This window comes from Streptomyces sp. P1-3 (assembly GCF_050613155.1).
Taxonomy (GTDB): Bacteria; Actinomycetota; Actinomycetes; order Streptomycetales; family Streptomycetaceae; genus Streptomyces.
In genome coordinates, this window is the sequence record NZ_CP192512.1 from 7340687 (window position 1) to 7359355 (window position 18669).

Below are 18669 nucleotides of genomic sequence, written 5' to 3' on the forward strand. Positions count from 1 at the left end.
CGCCGAGGGTGCGCCGGAGGGAATCTATGGCGCGCAGTGCCTCCGCTGCGGGCATGAGTCCGGTCTGGTGGACGACGACGCGCGGCCGATCGGCGCATGGGCCATCGCCCACACGGAAGCCGAGCCGACACACCATCAGTTCCTCGTGACGACACAACAACACTGGCGTGTTGACCCCTGCGCCACCAGCGAGGAGCCGCCCCCGGCCCCAAGGACCCTCTTGGTCGTCCCCGCTGCCCCTCCTGGGCTCCAGCCGCACCGGCCCCGGTCCCACGCTCGGCCGGTCAGACGCCATGTCCCGGCCCGCGTGGGGCGCTTCGCGGGTCCGTTGTTCGTCCTGACGCTTGTGGTGTGCGGCGTTCTCCTGGGGGCCCTTTATGACGTCGCATGAGCGGGAAGGGGAGCGGCCCCCGCTGGGCCGCTCCCTGCTCGAATCCGAGGTCGTGACGTCCGACTGGGCCTCCGCTTACGAGGCGGTGCCCCGATCCGCGTTCCTGCCTGATCTGATCTGGCCGCAAGACATGGAGACCGGCCGGAGTGTCGCCGTCAGCAAGGCCAGCGATCCAGCGGCGTGGCAGGGATACGCGGACTCCAATGTCCCCATCGTCACTCAGTGGGATGACGGCAGGCATTCCGGCGCGGAGCCGGGCGGCGAGTCCACCAGTTCCGCGTCCATGCCCAGCGTCGTGTTCTCCATGCTCCGCGACCTGGACGTCCAGCCGGGCAGCCGCGTGCTGGAAGTCGGCACGGGAACGGGTTGGAACGCCGCACTACTCGCTCACCGCCTCGGCTCGGCGAACGTGGTCACGGTCGAAGTGGATGAAGCGGTCGCGGCGTCCGCGCGGGCCGCGCTGGAGCGCTTCGGCCTGCCCGCACAGGTGGTCCATGGAGATGGATTCCGCGGCCACCCCGAGGACGCGCCGTACGACCGGGTCATCGCGACGTGCGGCCTGCGGTCCATCCCCTTCGCGTGGGTGGAGCAGACCCGGCCGCGTGGGGTCATCGTGGCCCCCTGGGGGACGCACTTCAGTCACCAGGACGCCGTCGCGCGTCTTGTGGTCTCGCCGGACGGTGAGCAGGCATCGGGCCTCTTCACCGGGCCTGTGGAGTTCATGAAGCTGCGAGCCCAGCGCCGCCCTCCTGTGGTGCACGCCGAGTACGTTCCGGGGAGCGTGGCCGAGGGTGACGAGACCTCCACAAAGATCACGGAGGAGGAGTTCGTCAGGGAGAAGTTCGACGCCCACCGGTTCGCTCTAGGGCTCCGCGTTCCGGACTGCTGTCACGTCGTCGCCGACAAGCGCGAGGGAGCACGGCCTGTCTGGTTCTACGGGCTGACTGACCGCTCCTGGGCATGCGTGATGTTCCGTGACGGGGCGGAGGCACGTGTCTGGCAAGGCGGCCCCCGGCGGCTGTGGGATGAGGCAGAGGAGGCCCACCGGTGGTGGGGCGGCCATGGCGAGCCGGACCACTCCCGGTTCGGCCTGACGGTGACTCCCGACGGGCATCAAGCATGGCTAGACACGCCGTCCGACCCCTGGGTCGTGTGAGACCGCCCCGCTCCTGGTTGGTGGCGGTGGGCCGGCCTCCTCCGTCGAGGGCGCCGGCCCGCCGTCGTGCGTGCGCGCCGTCGGAGTCAGAAGGTGAACGGCCCCGGCGACTGCGCCGAGGTCGCCGTGCAGTTGACGGTGATCACCCCGAAGACCGTCAGCTTCAGCGACTTCGCCTCCAGGATGTCGCCGGCGGCCACCGTGCCCTTGAGTGGGCCGGTCGTCACATCGTCACCGGTCTCCATCGCCGGGTTGTCCTTGCCGGTGAACGTCGTGGTCCCGGAACCGTTCTTGGACAGGGTGAGGGTGGAGTCGACCGAACCCGCCGGCACCGCCGCGGGTGCCTTGACCGCCGACGAGGTCAGGGTGATGGTCGCCGCCGTGCCGTCCTGCGTGGCCGTGAGGGTCGCCGTACCCGAGCCGTAAGTTCCGCAGTCGGCCGTGACCGTGGCGGTCGTCGGGTCGACCGCCGAGGCCGTGGGCGCCAGGACGATCGCGCCCGTGGCCAGGGCGGCCGTCGCCGTCACGATGCCGATTCCGAGCTTGCTGCGTCGCATGGAGCTTCCTCCAAGGTGGGGGGAGTTGCCTGAGGGCCGCGCGTTCGCCCCCACCTGACGGTCGGTCGGGCGGGGACCATGCCATTGACGCGCGCATGGCGAGAGAAGGCAAGAGTGAAACGGCGTAATTTCAAATAACTGGCGTCAACAAGCCGGTGACAGGCGGTAGTTGAGGCGGAACGTCCCGGCCGGGTCGTGCACCGCCTTCAGCTCGCGCAGCCGGCGCAGGTCCCCGGGCTCGTACACGCCTCGCGCCCGACCGCCCTGGCCGTCGTCCTGCCCGTCCTCGCCGCCGATCCCGTACAGGAAGTTGAGCGATCGGCCCACCGTCGACGGCGCCACGGCGTCGAACACGCGCTGGTGGGCGGCCCCGACCTCCTCGCGCTGTCCGTCCTCCGCCAGCGACAGCACGCTCAGCAGGAAGCGCGCGTCCCGGTGCCCGACCGCGTTGGGGACGGCCGGCGGGCGGCCGAGCGCTCCTCCCAGATGCCGCACCTGCACCACGCAGCCGACCGGCGCGCCCGGCCCGGCCAGGTCCAGTACGGCACGGATCGAGTCCGGGGCGAGGCCGCTCAGCAGCGCGTTGTCACCGCGGTACGGATGCGGCCGCGTCGGGTCGTTGTAGATGGCGCCCGACTCGCTGTACGGCATGTCGGCCAGGCTGTCCACCAGCCGCGGCCCGATCGCCCGCAGCGGGGCCACGAGCCGCTCGCCCTCCGCGGGGTCACCGGTGTAGGCGATCCGGACGTGCGCGATGTGCCGCCCTCGGAGCGGCTCGGGCACCATCGGCAGGTCCGGCATCGGGATCAGCCCGATCGAGGACGTCAGCTCCTCCGGTACCGTCTCCGTCCAGCGCACGTAGGCCGTCAGCGCGTCGTGCAGCAGATCCGTGTCGAAGATCAGGCCGCCGCCGTACACCCGCGACACCGGGAAGAGGTCCACCTCCATGGCCGTCACGACCCCGAAGCCGCCCTGCCCGCCGCGCAGCGCCCAGAAGAGGTCCGGATCGCTGTCCGCCGTCACGTGCCGCAGCTCGGCGTCGGCGGTGACGATGTCGATGGCGCGCACGTGGTCCGCGGCGTAGCCGTACTCGCGCGACAGCAGGCCCAGCCCACCGCCCAGGGTGTACGACACCGCGCCCACGTGCGGGGCCGAACCGTTCAGCGGCGCCAGCCCGTGCCGGGCCGCCTCCGGCACGATCCGCTCCCAGCGCACTCCCGCCTCGAACCACGCGGTACGGGCCTCGGGGTCCACCCGCACCCCGGTCATCCGGCTGGTGTTGACCAGCACCCCGCCCTCGGCGGCCGCGGGCAGCCCGTGCCCCGTCGCCTGCACGCCCACCGGCAGCCCGCGGTCCCGCGCGAACGCCACCGCGGCCCGCACGTCCTCCGCCCCGGCCGCCCCCACGATGAGGGCGGGCAGGTGCCGCAGCCCGGTCTGGAACCCGGACCGCTCGGCGTCGTACCCGTCGTCCCCGGGCAGGAACACCGGCCCCCGGACCCGTTCGCCCAGCCGCCGGGCGTCGGCGGCGAGGTCATCGGCGGCGGGGGCGAGCAGGTCTGCGTGCTTGGTCAACTTCTCTTCCCTTTCGTGAACTCGGCCACGCGGCGGAGCCGTGCATCGACGCGGCGCCCCGTGGCCAGGTGGGAGGAGAATCCCGCGATAACCTGACACCCACCGTCATGTTTTTCCGGGCGGCTCTGCGGCAGTCTTGGCGGGGTGAAATCCGATCGCCTGCTCTCGATCCTGCTGCTCCTGCAGACCCGCGGCCGGGTCCCGGCCACCGAGCTCGCCCGGCGGCTGGAGGTCTCGGCCCGCACCATCTACCGCGACGTCGAGTCGCTGTCGGCGGCCGGGGTCCCGGTCTACGCCGAACGCGGCAGGCACGGCGGGATCGCCCTGCTCCCCGGCTTCCGCACCGATGTCACCGGGCTGACGGGCGACGAGGCGCGGGCGCTGTTCGTGCTCGCCGCGCAGGGCGCGCACAGCGCGCTCGGCCTCGACGGCGCGCTGGGCTCCGCGCTGCGCAAGGTCATGGCCGCGCTGCCCGCCCCGCACCGCCCCACCGCCGAACTCACCAGTCGCCGCATCCTCGTCGACCCGGTCGGCTGGCTGGCCGGGCCGCGCCCCGAGGTGGATCTGGACGCGCTGCACACCGCCGTCTTCACCGACCGCCGGCTGCGGATCCGCTACCGGCACGGCGGCCGGACCGAGCCGCGCACCTACACCGTCGATCCGTACGGGCTGGTGGCCAAGGCGGGCACCTGGTACCTGGTCGCGGACCGCGGCGGCAGGGCCCGGCTGTTCCGGGCGGACCGGGTGGCCGCGGCGACGGTCACCGACGCGCCCGTGCGGCGCCGGGACGGGGTGGAACTGGCCGACGCCTGGGACGCGTTGCGCGCGGAGGTGGAACAGCGCTCCGACGGCGTCCGGGTCCGCGTCCGGGTCCGTACCGCCCGGCTGGCTCTCTTCATCCGCATCACCCGGCCGCAATTGGCCGACGAGCCCGTGCCCGAGGGGGAGTGGGCGACGGCGGAGCTGGTGTACCCGGTGCTCCGGGCGGTCCGCCAACTGCTCCAGTTCGGCCCGGACGTGGAGGTCCTGGGCCCGCCGGAGGCCCGGCGCGAGATGGCACACGCGGCGGCCGCGATCACCGCCGTGTACGGCTCCGCCGGGTACGGGGGCTCCGCGGGTGACGGGGGCTCCGCCGGGTGAGCGGGCCAGGAGCCGTCAGGGCAGGTCGAAGCCGAGGGCGCGGGCCGCCGCGGCGGGCGTGGGCTGCGACCACCGCTCGGCCATGGCCTGGGCCGAGGACAGCGAACGGGGCACGGCGCGGTCGAGGTAGAGCGTGCCGTTCAGATGGTCCGTCTCGTGCTGCACGATCCGCGCGGGCCACCCCGTCACCTCTTCGTCCAGCTCCCGCCCCCGTTCGTCCTGCCCGCGCAGCCGCACGTCCGCGTGGCGTACGACCACCGCCTGCCAGCCGGGCACGCTCAGGCAGCCCTCGAAGAAGGCCGCGCTCCGGTCGCCGACGGGCTCGTACACCGGATTGACCAGCACCCGGAACGGCAGCGGCACCCGGCCGCGGACGGCCCGCACCTCATCGCTCACCTCGGCCGGATCCTCCAGGACGGCCAGCCGCAGGGGGATGCCCACCTGGGGAGCGGCCAGCCCCACACCGGGCGCGGCACGCATGGTCTCCCGCATCGTCCGCACCAGGCGGTCCAACTGCCCGGAGGCCAGCTGCCCTTCGTACGGCGCCGCGGGAGTCCGCAGGACAGGGTCGCCCGCGGCGACGATGGGCAGTGGCCGCGGACCGGCGAGCAGCGCCTCGACCAGCTCGGGCAGGGAGGAAACGGGGATCGGCATGGGGACAGCCTCGCATGACCGCGACGCCCGTCAGGGCAAAGGAGAGTACCCACTCCTTGCCACTTTCAACTTATAGCGCACCGGGGGGCTTGCGGCAAGGCCCGGGTCGTGCCGCAGAATCGCTCGCCGAGCCCAGAACCTGAGGAAGCAGGAGATTCATTGACCCCCCTGACCACCAGCGCGTTCGACCTTCCCGACCGTCTCTCCGCCAAGGCCGACCCGATGCTGATCGCCGCCGACGACCAGCACTTCGCGGCCATCGCGGAGAGCCTCGAGCAGACGATCGCCGAACTGTCCGACCGCCTCGATGCCGAGCTCAGGGCGCCCGGCGGCATGGGCCGGCAGGCGATGGACCGGGACATGGAGATCCACCGGCTGACCGGTCGTCTGCGCGCCTTGCGCCGCTTCGGTTTGGACCTGTGCCTCGGACACATCGTCGGCGCGGACAACCCCGAGCCCGTGTACATCGGACGACTCGGCCTCACCGACAGCGCGGGTCGGCGGCTGCTGCTCGACTGGCGCTCGCCCGCGGCCGAGCCGTTCTTCGCGGCGACCCACGCCAACCCGATGGGTCTGGCAAGCCGCCGCAGGTACCGCTGGGCCCGCGGCCGGATCAGCGACTACTGGGACGAAGTGTTCACCGCTGACGGGCTTGAAGGGCACGCCGCGCTCGACGACCAGTCCGCCTTCATCGCCAGCCTGGGCAGCAACCGGTCGAGCCGGATGCGAGACGTGCTCGCCACCATCCAGGCCGACCAGGACGCCATCATCCGGGCGGGATCCCGCGGCGCTCTCGTCGTCGACGGCGGTCCGGGCACGGGGAAGACCGTCGTCGCCCTGCACCGCTCCGCCCACCTCCTCTACTCCGACCCCCGCCTCGGTCACCGTCGGGGCGGCGTGCTGTTCGTCGGTCCGCACCAGCCCTACCTGGCCTACGTCGCCGACGTCCTCCCCAGCCTCGGAGAGGAGGGCGTGCAGACCTGCACCCTGCGGGACCTGGTCGCCGAGGGAGCCGCAGCGGCGATCGAGGCCGACCCGGACGTGGCCCGCCTGAAGTCCTCCGCGGACATGGTGAAGGCCATCGAGACGGCCGTCCGGTTCTACGAGGAGCCGCCCACCGAGGGGATGACGGTCACGACCCACTGGTCCGACATCTGGCTGAGCGCCGACGACTGGGCCGAGGCGTTCGAAGCACCGGAACCAGGTACTCCGCACAACGAGGCGCGCGAGCAGGTCTGGGAGGCGCTGGTCACGATCCTGATGGACAAGCACGACGGCGACGACGTCCCGCCGGACCTGTTCCGGAGGTCGCTGCTGCACGACGAAGAGCTGGTCACGACCCTCAACCGCGCGTGGCCGCTGCTCGAAGCGGCCGACCTCGTCGGAGACCTGTGGTCGGTACCCGCCTACCTGCGGATGTGTGCTCCCTGGCTCAGCCCCGATGACGTCTCGAAGCTTCGGCGCAAGGACCGGCCCCAGGCCTGGACGGTGTCCGACCTGCCGCTCCTGGACGCGGCACGGCAGCGGCTCGGCGACCCGGAGGCGGCGCGACGGAAGCGTCGGCACAACGCCGCTGTCGCCGCCGAACGCGCGCGCATGGCCGACGTCATCGACAACGTGCTCGCCGCCGACGACGACGGTGAAGGAGCGGTGACGATGCTGCGCGGACAGGACCTACAGGACAGCCTGATCGACGAGACGGCACTGCCCGGCACCGAACCGGACCTGCTCGCCGGCCCGTTCGCGCACATCGTCGTGGACGAGGCTCAGGAACTGACCGACGCGGAGTGGCAGATGCTGCTGCTCCGCTGCCCGTCCCGGAGCTTCACCATTGTCGGGGACCGCGCCCAGGCCAGGCACGGGTTCACGGAGTCGTGGCAGGAGCGGCTCGAGCGGGTCGGGCTCGACCGGATCAACGTGGCCTCCCTGAGCATCAACTACCGGACGCCGGAAGAGGTCATGGCGGAAGCCGAGCCGGCCATCCGGGCCGTGCTCCCGGACGCCAATGTGCCGACCTCCATCCGCAGCGGCGACGTCCCCGTCGTCCACGGATCCGTCTCGGACCTGGACTCGATCCTCGACACCTGGCTCGCCGCGCATGCCGAGGGGATCGCCTGCGTCATCGGCACTGGTGACATCGGGGAGGGCACGTTCCGGGCGATGCCCCGCGTCCGGTCGCTGACCCCGGAGCTGTCGAAGGGGCTCGAATTCGACCTGGTCGTCCTCATCGACCCGGACGCGTTCGGCGAGGGGATCGAAGGAGCGGTCGACCGCTATGTCGCGATGACCCGAGCGACCCGGCAACTCGTCATCCTCACGAGCTCCTGACCTCGGTCGAGGCAACGCGATCGCCGAGTGCGGGCCCTGGCAGACCGTCTGAACAGGCGTTCACTCCTGGTCCAGCGCGGCGCGCAGAATACGGTCCGCCACGCGCACCGAGTCGACCAGCGGGTGCAGGGCCATCGCGCGCAGCGCGGCGGGGCGGCCGCCGTCCGCGGCCGCCTCGATCGTCGAACGCTCCACCGCCTTGAGCGAGAGCATCAGGCCGAGCTGGTCCGGGGCGACGGCGCCTACCGCCAGCGGGTGGGCGCCGCCCGCGTCCACCAGGCACGGCACCTCCACCACCGCGTCCGCGTCCAGCCCCGGCACGGCCGACCGGTTGCGTACGTTGAGGATCAGCTTGGTGCGTTCGTTGCGGGCGACGGCGCGCATCAGGGCGAGCGCCACGCGGTCGTAGCCGCCGCCCTCCAGGTCGCACGAGTCGCGCTCCCACCCGCCGGAGGCCGCCCGGCTCGCCGCCATGTAGGTCTCCTCGCGCTCCAGCCGGGTGCGCTCCCACGCCTGCCAGGCGTTCTCCGGCCGGGCGGCGGCCGCGCGGTAGAAACCCGCCTGCTGGTCCCGCAGGAACTCGCCGCGGGTGGCGTCCGCCGCGCTGATCGCCTCGATCGACTCCCGGTTGAAGTAGTAGTAGTGCAGATACTCGTTGGGCAGCGCGCCCAGCGTCCGCAGCCAGTCCGCGCCGAACAGCCTGCCCTCCTCGAACGACTCCAGCGCGGCCGTGTCGGAGAGCAGCGAGGGCAGCCGGTCCCGGCCGTCGACCAGCACCCGCCGCAGCCACCCGAGGTGGTTGACGCCGACGTAGTCGTAGACCGTCCGGTCCGGGTCGGCGCCCAGGGCGCGCGTGGCCCGGCGGCACAGCCCGATCGGCGAGTCACAGATCCCGATCACCCGGTCGCCCAGGATCCGCTGCATCGCCTCGGTGACCATGCCCGCCGGGTTGGTGAAGTTGATGGTCCAGGCGTCCGGGGCCAGGGCGGCGATCCGCTCCGCGATCCGTACCGCCACCGGAAGCGTCCGCAGGCCGTACAGCACCCCGCCCGCACCGACCGTCTCCTGGCCGAGCACCCCCTGCCCGAGCGGGATCCGCTCGTCGCGGGTGCGCCCCTCCAGACCGCCGACGCGGATGGCGGAGAAGATGAAGTCGGCGCCGCGCAGGGCCTCGTCGAGGTCGGTGGTGGCGGTGACCGCCGGGGCGGCGGGGCGGCCCCGCGCCTGATGGGCGAGCACCGCGCCGATGGCGTCCAGGCGCTGCCGGTCGGTGTCGTACAGCACCAGGTCGGTGCAGCGGCCCCGCTCGTCGCCGGTGTCGTCGAGAAGGGCCCGATGCACCAGCGGCATGCGGAACCCGCCGCCGCCGAGCACGGTCAGCCTCATACGCTCAGTACCTCCGGTTCGCAACGTACTCCACGTGGGCGAGTCCGCGCGAGCGCGCTCGGCCTCTTGCCCCGGGCCCGTCCGAGCTGCAAGGTTTCCGTGACTTGACGCCGGGCCGATCGGGGCCGGACCGAGCCGGAAGGAGATCGCGATGGGCTTATCCGGGAGGGCCCGGCCCGCGGTGCTGGCGGCGGGTGCCGCCCTGCTCGCCGCCGCGTGCGTACCGGGCACCGACGGGTCGGCGGCCGGCGCCCCGGGCCCCGGCGCCGGTACGTCCATACCGGACCCGGCGACGGCGGGCAGGGTCACGCTGACGGTCTGGGACCAGGAGATACGCGGCGGCCAGAACGACGAACTGGAGCAGCTCAACCGCGAGTTCCAGGAGAAGTACCCGAACGTCCGCGTCAAACGCGTGGCACGCAGCTTCACCGACCTCAAGGCGACCCTCAAGCTCGCGCTCTCCGGCGCCAATCCGCCCGACGTCGTCCAGGCCAACCAGGGCTACCCGGACATGGTGGCCTTCGTCCAGGCCGGGCTGCTCGCCCCGCTGGACAACTACGCGGGGATCTACGAGTGGAACACCCGCTACCCCGCGACCCTGCTCAACCTCAACCGGGTCTCCGCCGACGGCAGGCGGTTCGGCGCCGGCCGCCTCTACGGCATCTCGCAGACCGGCGAGTACATCGGCCTGTACTACAACAAGGACGTGCTGGAGAAGGCCGGGCTCGCGCCGCCCAGGACCTGGGGCGACTTCACCGCGGGTCTCGGCCGGCTCAAGGCCCGGGGCGAGCTACCCGTCCAGTTCGGCAACCTCGACAAGTACCCGGCGATCCACACCTTCGGCGTACTCCAGGGCCGGCTCGGCGCCGCGCGCGTCCGCGACACCGTCCTCGGCCACGGCCCCGGCTTCGACACCGCCGATACCCGCGCCGCCGCCGCGACCCTCGCCGACTGGGCCGACCGCGGCTACCTGCCGGAGGGCGCCAACGGCCTCGGCTACGAGGACGCGGCGAAGAAGTTCGCCTCCGGCGAGGGCGGGTACCTGCTCACCGGCACCTGGCAGCTCGCCCAGCTGAAGAAGGCCATGGGCGACCGGCTCGGCTTCATGCCGCCGCCCCCGGCGACCGCGGGCGGCGACCCCGTCACCACCGGCGGGCAGGGCCTGGCCTGGTCCGTGACGTCCCGGTCCCGGCACCCCGAAGTCGCCGCCGCCTACCTCGACTTCCTCACCGGCGGCCACGCCGCGGACGTGATGACCGCGCACGGGGTGCTGCCCGCGGTGGCGGGCGAGGCCGCCTCCCGCGTGCCGCCGGACACCGTCGACGGCCAGATGATCGCGGGCTGGCGGCGGCTCAGTGCCGCCGACGGGCTCGTGCCGTATCTCGACTACGCCACGCCCAGCTTCTACGACACCCTCTCCGAGCACCTTCAGGGCGTCGTCGCCGGAAGGCTGTCGCCCGCACGCTTCGCCGCCACCCTGCAGAAGGACTACGGCGCCTTCATCAGGAAGCAGCGGTCGGCGCCACCGGCCCCGGCGGGCGCGAGGTGAAGCGGCCCCGAGGACGCCGCCGACACCTGGACGAGCACCTGGGCCGGTACCGGCGGCGGGCCCCCGGCGAGCCGCGTGCCGTCGGCTACCTCTACATCCTCCCCGCCCTCGCCCTTTACTCGGCCTTCCTCCTCTACCCCTTCGGCCAGTCGGTCTGGCTGTCCTTCCTGCACTGGGACGGCCTGACCCGGGCCACCCCCGCCGGCCTGGACAACTACCGCGACCTGTTCACCGACCCCGACCTGCGGGCCACCTTCGGCCACGCCCTGCTCCTCCTGGTCTTCTACTCCGCGCTGCCGGTCGCCATCGGACTGCTGCTGGCCGCTGTGCTCTCCCGCGCCCCGGTGCGCGGCATGGCCTTCTTCCGCACGGCCCTGTTCCTGCCGCAGGTCCTGGCCCTGATCGTGGTCGGCGTGGCGTGGCGCTCGATCCTCGCCCCCGACGGGCTGCTCAACGACACCCTGCACACGGTCGGCCTCGGCCGCCTGGCCCGGCCCTGGCTGGGCGACTACGACTGGGCGCTGCCCGCCGTGGGGCTGGTCGGCACCTGGGTGGAGACCGGGCTCTGCGTGGTGCTGTTCCTCGCCGGGGCCCAGCGCATTCCCCGCGAGCTGTACGAGGCGGCACGCGTGGACGGCGCGGGGCCGGTCCGCGAGTTCCGTACCGTGACCCTGCCGGGCCTGCGGCCGCAGATCGCGGTCGCGCTGACCCTGACCATCGTGGCCGGACTGCGCAACTTCGACCTCATCTACATCACGACCGGCGGCGGCCCCGGGAACGCCACCTCCGTGCCCGCGTACGAGGTCTACCACCGGGCGTTCGAGACCAACCAGGTCGGGTCCGCGGCCGCCGTCGGGGTGGCCCTCACCGTGGTGATCTTCGCCCTGACCGTCGCCGTGTCCCGGCTGGCCGAAGGGCGCCGCCCATGAGAAGCCGACGAAGCGCGCCCACCGCGAGCGGCCGACGCATCGCGCCGACCCCGCGCGGCCGCCGCGCCGCGCCTCCCACGAGCACCCGCCTGGAGCGCGCCGTCACCTACGGCATCCTGACGGCGTTCGCCGCCGTGTCGCTCACCCCGGTCATCGGCATCCTGGCCACCGCCCTCGGCCCGCGGGACTCCCTCGACACCGGCTTCTCCCTCCCGGAGGACGGCCTCCACTGGAGCAACTTCGCGGACGCCTGGAGCCGTGGCCACTTCGGTACGTACCTGGCGAACTCCGTCCTGGTCGCGGTGGCCGTCGTCGCCGCCTCGGCCGTGCTGTCCATCCTGGCCGCGTACGCGTTCGGGGTGCTGCGCTTCCCCGGCTCGAACACGCTCTTCCACCTCTTCGTGATCGGCCTGGCCCTGCCGCAGGAGGCCCTCGTCGTCCCGCTCTATTTCGATCTGCGGCACGCCGGGCTGACGGACACCTACTGGGCGCTGATCCTGCCGCAGACCGCCCAGTCCCTGGCCTTCGGCGTCTTCTGGATGCGTACGTACTTCCGGAACGGTGCCCCCCGGGCGGTGATCGAGGCCGCCCGGATCGACGGGGCGGGCAGCTGGACCACGCTGTGGCGCGTCCTGGTGCCGATGGGCCGGCCCGCGATCTCCACCATGGTCGTCATCACCTTCATGTGGACGTGGAACGAGTTCCTCATGGCGTTGGTCATGGTGAGCGACGAGGAGCACCGCACGGTGCCGCTGGGGCTGGCCTTCTTCCAGGGGCAGCACGGCTCGGACACCTCGCTGCTCGCCGCCGCGGCCGTGCTGATCGCCCTGCCCGTGGTGGTCGTCTTCCTCGCGTTGCAGCGCCGCTTCATCGCGGGCATGCTCACCGGGTCGGTGAAGGAGTGACGCTCCCGTACGCCTGTGCCGCCACATCGAAAATCCGGACAAATGGTGGCAGAGTGGCTCTATGGCTGATCGGGGAGCGACGTCGGCCGCCGCGCAGGACCCGGACGACTGGCCCGCCCGCCCGGAATTGAGCCTGGCCCTGAACCGCATGGGCTGCTTCGACTGGGATCTCGACAGCGGCCTGATGCACATGGACTCAAGCGCCCTCGGGGTGCTCGGCGTCACCCCGGAGGAGTACGACGGGCAGCCCGCGTCGCTCGCCCGCTTCCTCCCGGGCGCCGAGTCGGCGCGCCTGGACGCCCAGGTCTCGCAGGCCCTCAAGGACGGCAGCAGCGGCTACAGCACGTATGTGCGCGCCCGGCACGGTGACGGCCCCGACAGCTGGATCCACGTCCAGGGCAGCATCCAGCGCGACAGCGGCGGCCGCCCGCACCGGATCCTCGGCGTGTTCCGCGACGCCACCCAGGAGCTCGCCGACGCCGCCGGCCGCGCCGATCTGGACGAGGAGCGCGTCCGCCAGACGAGTGTGGTGGAGCGGGTCACCGTCATCCTGGCGCACGCCCGGACCGTCTCCGACGTCATCGACGTCCTCGAGGACGCCCGCGCGCTCGGCCACCTCGGCCTGGTCAGCGTGATACTGGGCCTGGTCGAGGGCACCCGCATCCACATCGTCGCCGAGGGACAGATCGGCAGCAACGTCCCGGAGTTCGAGTACACCGGCATCGACGAGCGGTTCCCGATGAGCGAAGTGGTGCGGACCCTCAACCCGCGCTTCATCGTCTCGCGCGAGGAGTTCGAGAGCTGCTACCCCGTGCTGTGGCCGCACATCGAACCCCTGGACGTCGCCTCGGCGGCGTATCTCCCGCTGATCGCCCAGGGCCGGCCCATCGGCGCGCTCGGACTGCTCTACAGCGACAAGGAGGGCTTCACCGCGGAGGACCGCAACCTCATCATCACCCTGGGCACCAGCATCGCGCAGAGCCTCCAGCGCGCCATGCTCTTCGAGCAGGAACACGACCTCGCCGAAGGGCTCCAGCAGGCCATGCTGCCGCGCCGGATCCCCGTCATCCCGGGCGCCCGCGTCGCCGTCCGCTACCGCTCCGCACGCCTGGGCCGGGACATCGGCGGCGACTGGTACGACGTGGTCCCGCTGCCCGGCGGCCGGGTCGGGGTCGCCGTCGGCGACGTCCAGGGCCACGACACCCACGCCGCCGCCGTCATGGGCCAGCTGCGCATCGTGCTGCGCGCCTACGCGGCCGAGGGCCACAACCCCGCCACCGTCATGGCCCGTGCCTCGGTGTTCCTGTACGAGCTGGACACCGACCGCTTCGCCACCTGCGTCTACGCCGAGGTCGACCCCGCCACCGGGGCGATGCACGTGGTACGGGCCGGGCACATGGACCCGCTGCTGCGGCAGACCGACGGCACCTGTCGGCGACTGCCCGTCGCCGGCGGCCTCCCCCTCGGGCTCTCGGCCGAGTTCCACCGCCTGGAATACCCGGTGACCACCGTGGAGCTGGCCCCCGGCGAAACCCTGCTGATGTACACCGACGGACTCGTCGAGCAGCCCGGCGACGACCTCGACGACGGGATCGACCTGCTCACCCGGATCGTCCGCGACGGCCCCGGCGAGCTCCAGCCGCTCGCCGACAAACTGTGCGCCATGGCGGAGGCGCGCGGCGGCGAGGACGACATCGCCCTGCTGCTCCTGCGCCGCCAGGGCGGCGACGTACCCCAGTCCAGCGGGCGGCTCCAGCAGCACGTCGCCCAGGGCGATCCGGAGGCCCTGTCCTCCGCCCGGCACATGCTCCGCGCGGCGCTGCGGGCGTGGGGCACCGGAGGCCGGGCCGACGACATCGAACTCGTCACCAACGAGCTGATGACCAACGTGCTGCTCCACACCGACGGCGGGGCGATCGTCACCGTCCGTATGCTCAGCGGGGCCGAGCGCAGGCTCAGGGTCGACGTGGAGGACGTCTCCAGCGCGCTGCCCCGGCGGCGGGACCCCGGCGAGGCCGGCGTCTCCGGGCGCGGCCTGCTGCTGGTGGACCGGCTGACCGACGTCTGGGGCGTGGAGTCGCGCGGCGGCGGAAAAGTCGTGTGGTGCGAGTTCATGACGCTCCCCGACGGCGGCGCACGGCCGTGACCGACGCACAGCCGTAACGGGCGCACGGCCGTAACCGGCGCACGGCCGTGACCGGCGTCCCGGGAGCCGGGGGACCCGCAGGTGGGGCCGCCGATCCGCCGCACCGTACCAGGGATTCCGGGGCCCGGCCGTTCTTTGTCCATGGGTGACGAACCCTCACCGGTACCCCGCCGCCCGGCGCTAGCGTCCCGTCGCATCTCATCCGGCCCGGAGTAAGGGAGGGTGCTCATGCGACCCGGCCTACGGCGACTCGTCCTCGGCGGCACAGTGGAGTCCCGGCACATGCTCGCCACCACCTTGGTGGTGGGAGCACTCACCGCGACTTTCGTGGCCCTGCTGATCCCCGTTCAGCTCTTCGGCCGCGGCGGCGCGGCGGCCGCCGGCCCGGCGGCGGGGGAGGACGACGGACGCGGGGTCATGAGCACCCAGTACGGGCCGCTGACCCCGCTGGACCGGGAGTTCGTCCGCAAGGTCCGGCTCGCCGGACTGTGGGAGCTGCCCGCGGGACGCCAGGCGCAGCAGCGCGGCACCACCCCGGCGGTGCGGACAGCGGGAGAACACCTCGTCGAGGGCCACACCGAGCTGGACAGGCTGGTCATCCAGGTCGGGCGGGACGTCGGCGTGGACCTGGCCAATCAGCCCACCGAGGAACAGCAGGGCTGGCTGGCCCAGTTGGAGGCCGCGCGCGGCCGCGAGTACGACCGGCTCTTCGCCAACCTGCTGCGGAAGGCGCACGGAAAGGTCTTCTCGCTGGTCGCGCAGATCCGCGCCAACAGCCGCAACTCCATGGTCCGGTCACTGGCGACCCGGGCCAACACCGTCGTCCTCGACCACATCACGGTCTTGGAGGACACCGGTTTCGTGGACTTCGACGCACTCACCGACGGCACCCACCCATCGCACTGATCGATCGCACTGACCGATCGCACCACGATGACGAAGCGAAGTGATCTCATGAGGGAACAGCGGGAACAGACCCATAAACGCGCGCGGTTCGCCCGCCCGTACGTGGTGCTGGCCGCCGTGCTGGCGCTGGGCGCCGGCGGGGTGGCCGCCATCGCGGCGACCGCCTCCGCGGGAAGCGGCGCCGGTGACCAGGGCGGTGGCGACACGGCGCGGGAGCAGGTGCGGACGGTCGACTGCCCGGACGTGGGGGACCGGCTGCGCTGGGTGCCGTCCGGCGCGCGGTCCTCCATCGACACCGACCTGGCGAAGCTGGACGAGCAGGTGGCCGACGCCTACCGGCGGCTCGCCTCCGGCCGGGACGGCGGCGACGCCGTGCTCACCGACCTGAACGCCCAGCGCCGCACGACGATCGACCGGATCGTACGGGCCATGGGCGCCGGGTCGGGTGAGGCCGACCGGCTGCGCGGGATGAGCGCCTGCGAGGTGCGGAGCGAGAACCAGACCCAAGTCCAGGACCAGGACCAGGACCTGTATCAGGGCCAGGATCAGGACCAGGGCCAGGATCAGGGGCAAGGCCAGGGCGTCGGGCCGTCCCGGGACGACTTCGTCGACATCACGACGGTCAGGCCCGAGGCCGACCGGCCCCAGGAGCGCGACGGAGCCTCCACCGGGACGTTCACCTCCGCCTGCGGCCGCAACGAGAACGGCCACTTCAACCCGGACAACGTGATCGTCGCGCCGGGCGTGAGCAACGGCGCCCACCACATGCACGACTACGTCGGCAACGAGTCCACCGACGCCTTCTCGACCGACGAGAGCCTCGCGGCGTCCGGCACCACCTGCGACAACGGCGACCAGTCCACGTACTACTGGCCGGTGCTGCGGCTCCGCGACGGCCAGCGGGAACGCGACGCCGACGCCCCCGGCGGCGGACAGGACGCCAACGTCGGCCGGATCCTCACCCCGGACGAGGTGACGATCACCTTCCAGGGCAGCCCGGTCGGCGAGGTCACCGCGATGCCGCGGTTCCTGCGGATCATCACCGGCGACGCCAAGGCGTTCACCAACGGCCCGGGCAACGCCAACGCCTCATGGAGCTGCACCGGATTCGAGAACCGCCAGCTGAAGGACAAGTATCCGCTGTGCCCCGAGGGCAGCAAGGTGGTGCGTACCTTCGCCTTCCAGAACTGCTGGGACGGCCGCAACACCGACAGCGCCAACCACCGCACTCACGTCGCCTTCGCCGAAGCCGACGGCTCGTGCGGGAACGGCTTCCGGGCCATCCCCCAGCTGGTGCAGCGCATCGTCTACGACGTTCCGCAAGGCACGCTGTTCGCCGTCGACAGCTTCCCCGAGCAGCTCCACAAGCCGGTGACCGACCACGGCGACTTCATCAACGTGATGCCGGACCGGCTGATGGCGGAGGCGGTGGACTGCGTCAACGACGGCCGTGAGTGCCGCTGACCGGACGCACGGCGTACGACATACGGCGGCCCCGGCTCCGACGCCAGGGCCGCCGTACGGTTTCCGCGGCGCTCACAGGCCGTTGACCCGGGCCTCCCGCGCGATACCCAGCGCGAGGCGGCGGCCGCCCGTCATGCCGCTGGTCACGCCGCCCGCCATAGTCCGGGCCCTGCGGGTCACGCGCGCCCGCTGCCGCCGCACCTGCGCCATCAACCGGCGGCTGCGCAGCGCGAGTTCCAGCTCGAAGCGGGTCCGCGGATCGCGCAGCCCGGGGCCGAAGAGCTTCTCGATCTGGCGCAGCCGGTAGCGCACGGTCTGCGGATGTACGTGCAGCGCCTTCGCCGCCTCCGGCGCGCCCCCGCCCTCCAGCCACGCCAGCAGCGTCTCCTCCAGCCGCTCGCTCTGCCGCGGGGTCAGACCGGTCAGCGGCCGCAGCCAGCGGGCGGCCAGCGCCCGTGCCAGCGACTCGTCCTGAAGGAGCAGCAGGGTGGACAGGTGGTCGTCGACGAACACCACCGGGCCTTCGGGACCGCCGTCCACGGGCGCCATCGACAGCAGCCGCCGCGCCCAGCGCAGCGAGGACGCGGCGTCGTACAGCGGCACCGTGTGCCCGACCGCCGCCGAACGCCCCCGCAGCGCCGTCTCCAGCGCGGTTCGCGCCTCCGGCCCCTGGCCCGGATCCGGGATGAGCAGGCACGGCCGGTTGTCGACGGCGCCGACGAGCAGATCGCCCATGGCGGCCGAGAGCCGGGGCAGTTCGCCCGGCGCGGCCAGCACGACGGCCTGGACCGTGTCGGGCAGCGGCCACCGCGCCGACCTGGCCAGCTCCGGCAGCGAGCGCGACGCGCGCGCCGGGTCACCGACCAGCGCCTCGAACAGCGCCTGCCGGGTGCGGTCCGCGACGGGGGCGGGGACGGGGGCCGGGGTCGGGTTCGGCGCCGGGGCCGGAGCGACCGTGGGAGTCAGCGCCGCCGGACCGGGCCCGATCTCCCGGCCGCCGCGCTGCTGCTTCGGTACGGCGCCTGACGGCGCTTCGTCCGCGACCGTCCGGTAGCCGAGCGCGACCAGCAGCGCCAGCTCCATGCCCTGCCGGGCCGCTTCCTGGGATGTTTCCCTCAGAAAAGCGGCAAAGCCCGGTTCTGTATGGCGCAGAGCATCCGCCAGTACTTCAGCGAACATCGGGATTTCGCTGCGCAGAACGCAATCCCACTCGCTTTTCGGGCGCGACCACATGCGGTTGAGAAGTTCGCACATCTTTACCTCGTTCTCGCCGGGGGGCAATGCACCTGCCCGGTAATCAGGAGTTGAGGGTCCTCCTGCGCCTCGCGGGGCGCTTGTCGACGCGGTCAGTGCCGGCCGGCGGATCTTGCCCCGGCCGGTGCCGGGCGGGGGCTGTTCACGGGCCGTGAACCTGGGAATGCATGCATGGGGACACCTTCCACTCGGGGCCGGTCCAAGCCGTGGCCGAACCGCCCGGATGGGCATCTTCCGTAGCCGCGGGGCACGGCGAACGGGTGCGCCCAAGAATTTGTCACACCGCGATAAAGCTTGTGAAGCTTCTGGGAAGAGTCGCGATACTTCTG

14 protein-coding genes are annotated in these 18669 nt (G+C 72.4%); 9 read left to right on the forward strand and 5 right to left on the reverse strand.

The window, feature by feature from the left end:
* Positions 1-377 precede the first annotated feature (377 nt).
* The gene (locus ACQUSR_RS31320; protein WP_431046380.1) at positions 378-1547 is read left to right on the forward strand and encodes a methyltransferase domain-containing protein; all 1170 of its coding nucleotides are present in this window, start codon (positions 378-380) and stop codon (positions 1545-1547) included.
* 86 nt (positions 1548-1633) lie between these two features.
* Here ACQUSR_RS31320 and ACQUSR_RS31325 read toward each other — a convergent pair whose 3' ends face one another.
* Positions 1634-2104, reverse strand: a complete 471-nt coding sequence (locus ACQUSR_RS31325) for a hypothetical protein (RefSeq protein ID WP_431046382.1) — start codon at positions 2102-2104, stop codon at positions 1634-1636.
* 144 nt (positions 2105-2248) lie between these two features.
* On the reverse strand, positions 2249-3679 hold the full coding sequence (locus ACQUSR_RS31330) for an FAD-binding oxidoreductase (protein ID WP_431046384.1): 1431 nt from the start codon (positions 3677-3679) through the stop codon (positions 2249-2251).
* 144 nt (positions 3680-3823) lie between these two features.
* Here ACQUSR_RS31330 and ACQUSR_RS31335 point away from each other — a divergent pair, with 144 nt between their 5' ends.
* Positions 3824-4819: a helix-turn-helix transcriptional regulator gene (locus ACQUSR_RS31335; protein WP_431046386.1), complete on the forward strand. Its 996-nt coding sequence runs from the start codon at positions 3824-3826 to the stop codon at positions 4817-4819.
* 15 nt (positions 4820-4834) lie between these two features.
* On the opposite strand, the gene def is transcribed toward ACQUSR_RS31335, so the two are convergent.
* Entirely contained in the window at positions 4835-5473 is a 639-nt protein-coding gene (gene def / locus ACQUSR_RS31340) for a peptide deformylase (RefSeq protein ID WP_431046388.1), read from the reverse strand.
* A 159-nt stretch (positions 5474-5632) separates the two neighbouring features.
* Here def and helR point away from each other — a divergent pair, with 159 nt between their 5' ends.
* Positions 5633-7801: an RNA polymerase recycling motor ATPase HelR gene (helR, locus tag ACQUSR_RS31345; protein WP_431046390.1), complete on the forward strand. Its 2169-nt coding sequence runs from the start codon at positions 5633-5635 to the stop codon at positions 7799-7801.
* Between the two features lie 60 nt (positions 7802-7861).
* Here the strand turns inward: helR and ACQUSR_RS31350 are convergent, their stop codons facing one another.
* Positions 7862-9187: a 6-phospho-beta-glucosidase gene (locus ACQUSR_RS31350; protein ID WP_431046392.1), complete on the reverse strand. Its 1326-nt coding sequence runs from the start codon at positions 9185-9187 to the stop codon at positions 7862-7864.
* A 151-nt stretch (positions 9188-9338) separates the two neighbouring features.
* On the opposite strand from ACQUSR_RS31350, the gene ACQUSR_RS31355 reads away from it, so the two are divergent.
* The 6 genes from ACQUSR_RS31355 (at position 9339) to ACQUSR_RS31380 (ending at position 17086) form a co-directional block, all read left to right on the forward strand.
* Positions 9339-10736: an ABC transporter substrate-binding protein gene (locus ACQUSR_RS31355; RefSeq protein WP_431046394.1), complete on the forward strand. Its 1398-nt coding sequence runs from the start codon at positions 9339-9341 to the stop codon at positions 10734-10736.
* Positions 10733-11665: a carbohydrate ABC transporter permease gene (locus tag ACQUSR_RS31360; protein ID WP_431046396.1), complete on the forward strand. Its 933-nt coding sequence runs from the start codon at positions 10733-10735 to the stop codon at positions 11663-11665. The genes ACQUSR_RS31355 and ACQUSR_RS31360 overlap by 4 nt, the downstream gene beginning before the upstream one ends.
* Entirely contained in the window at positions 11662-12570 is a 909-nt protein-coding gene (locus ACQUSR_RS31365) for a carbohydrate ABC transporter permease (RefSeq protein WP_431046398.1), read from the forward strand. The genes ACQUSR_RS31360 and ACQUSR_RS31365 overlap by 4 nt, the downstream gene beginning before the upstream one ends.
* A 61-nt stretch (positions 12571-12631) precedes the next feature.
* Complete coding sequence (locus ACQUSR_RS31370; protein WP_431046400.1) at positions 12632-14716, forward strand: SpoIIE family protein phosphatase; 2085 nt, start codon at positions 12632-12634, stop codon at positions 14714-14716.
* A 228-nt stretch (positions 14717-14944) separates the two neighbouring features.
* The gene (locus ACQUSR_RS31375; RefSeq protein ID WP_431046402.1) at positions 14945-15622 is read left to right on the forward strand and encodes a DUF4142 domain-containing protein; all 678 of its coding nucleotides are present in this window, start codon (positions 14945-14947) and stop codon (positions 15620-15622) included.
* 48 nt (positions 15623-15670) lie between these two features.
* Positions 15671-17086: a DUF1996 domain-containing protein gene (locus ACQUSR_RS31380; protein ID WP_431046404.1), complete on the forward strand. Its 1416-nt coding sequence runs from the start codon at positions 15671-15673 to the stop codon at positions 17084-17086.
* A gap of 72 nt (positions 17087-17158) precedes the next feature.
* On the opposite strand, the gene ACQUSR_RS31385 is transcribed toward ACQUSR_RS31380, so the two are convergent.
* Positions 17159-18169 carry a PucR family transcriptional regulator gene (locus ACQUSR_RS31385; RefSeq protein ID WP_431046406.1) on the reverse strand — a complete coding sequence of 337 codons (1011 nt, stop codon included), beginning with the start codon at positions 18167-18169 and terminating at the stop codon, positions 17159-17161.
* Between the last annotated feature and the right edge of the window lie 500 nt (positions 18170-18669).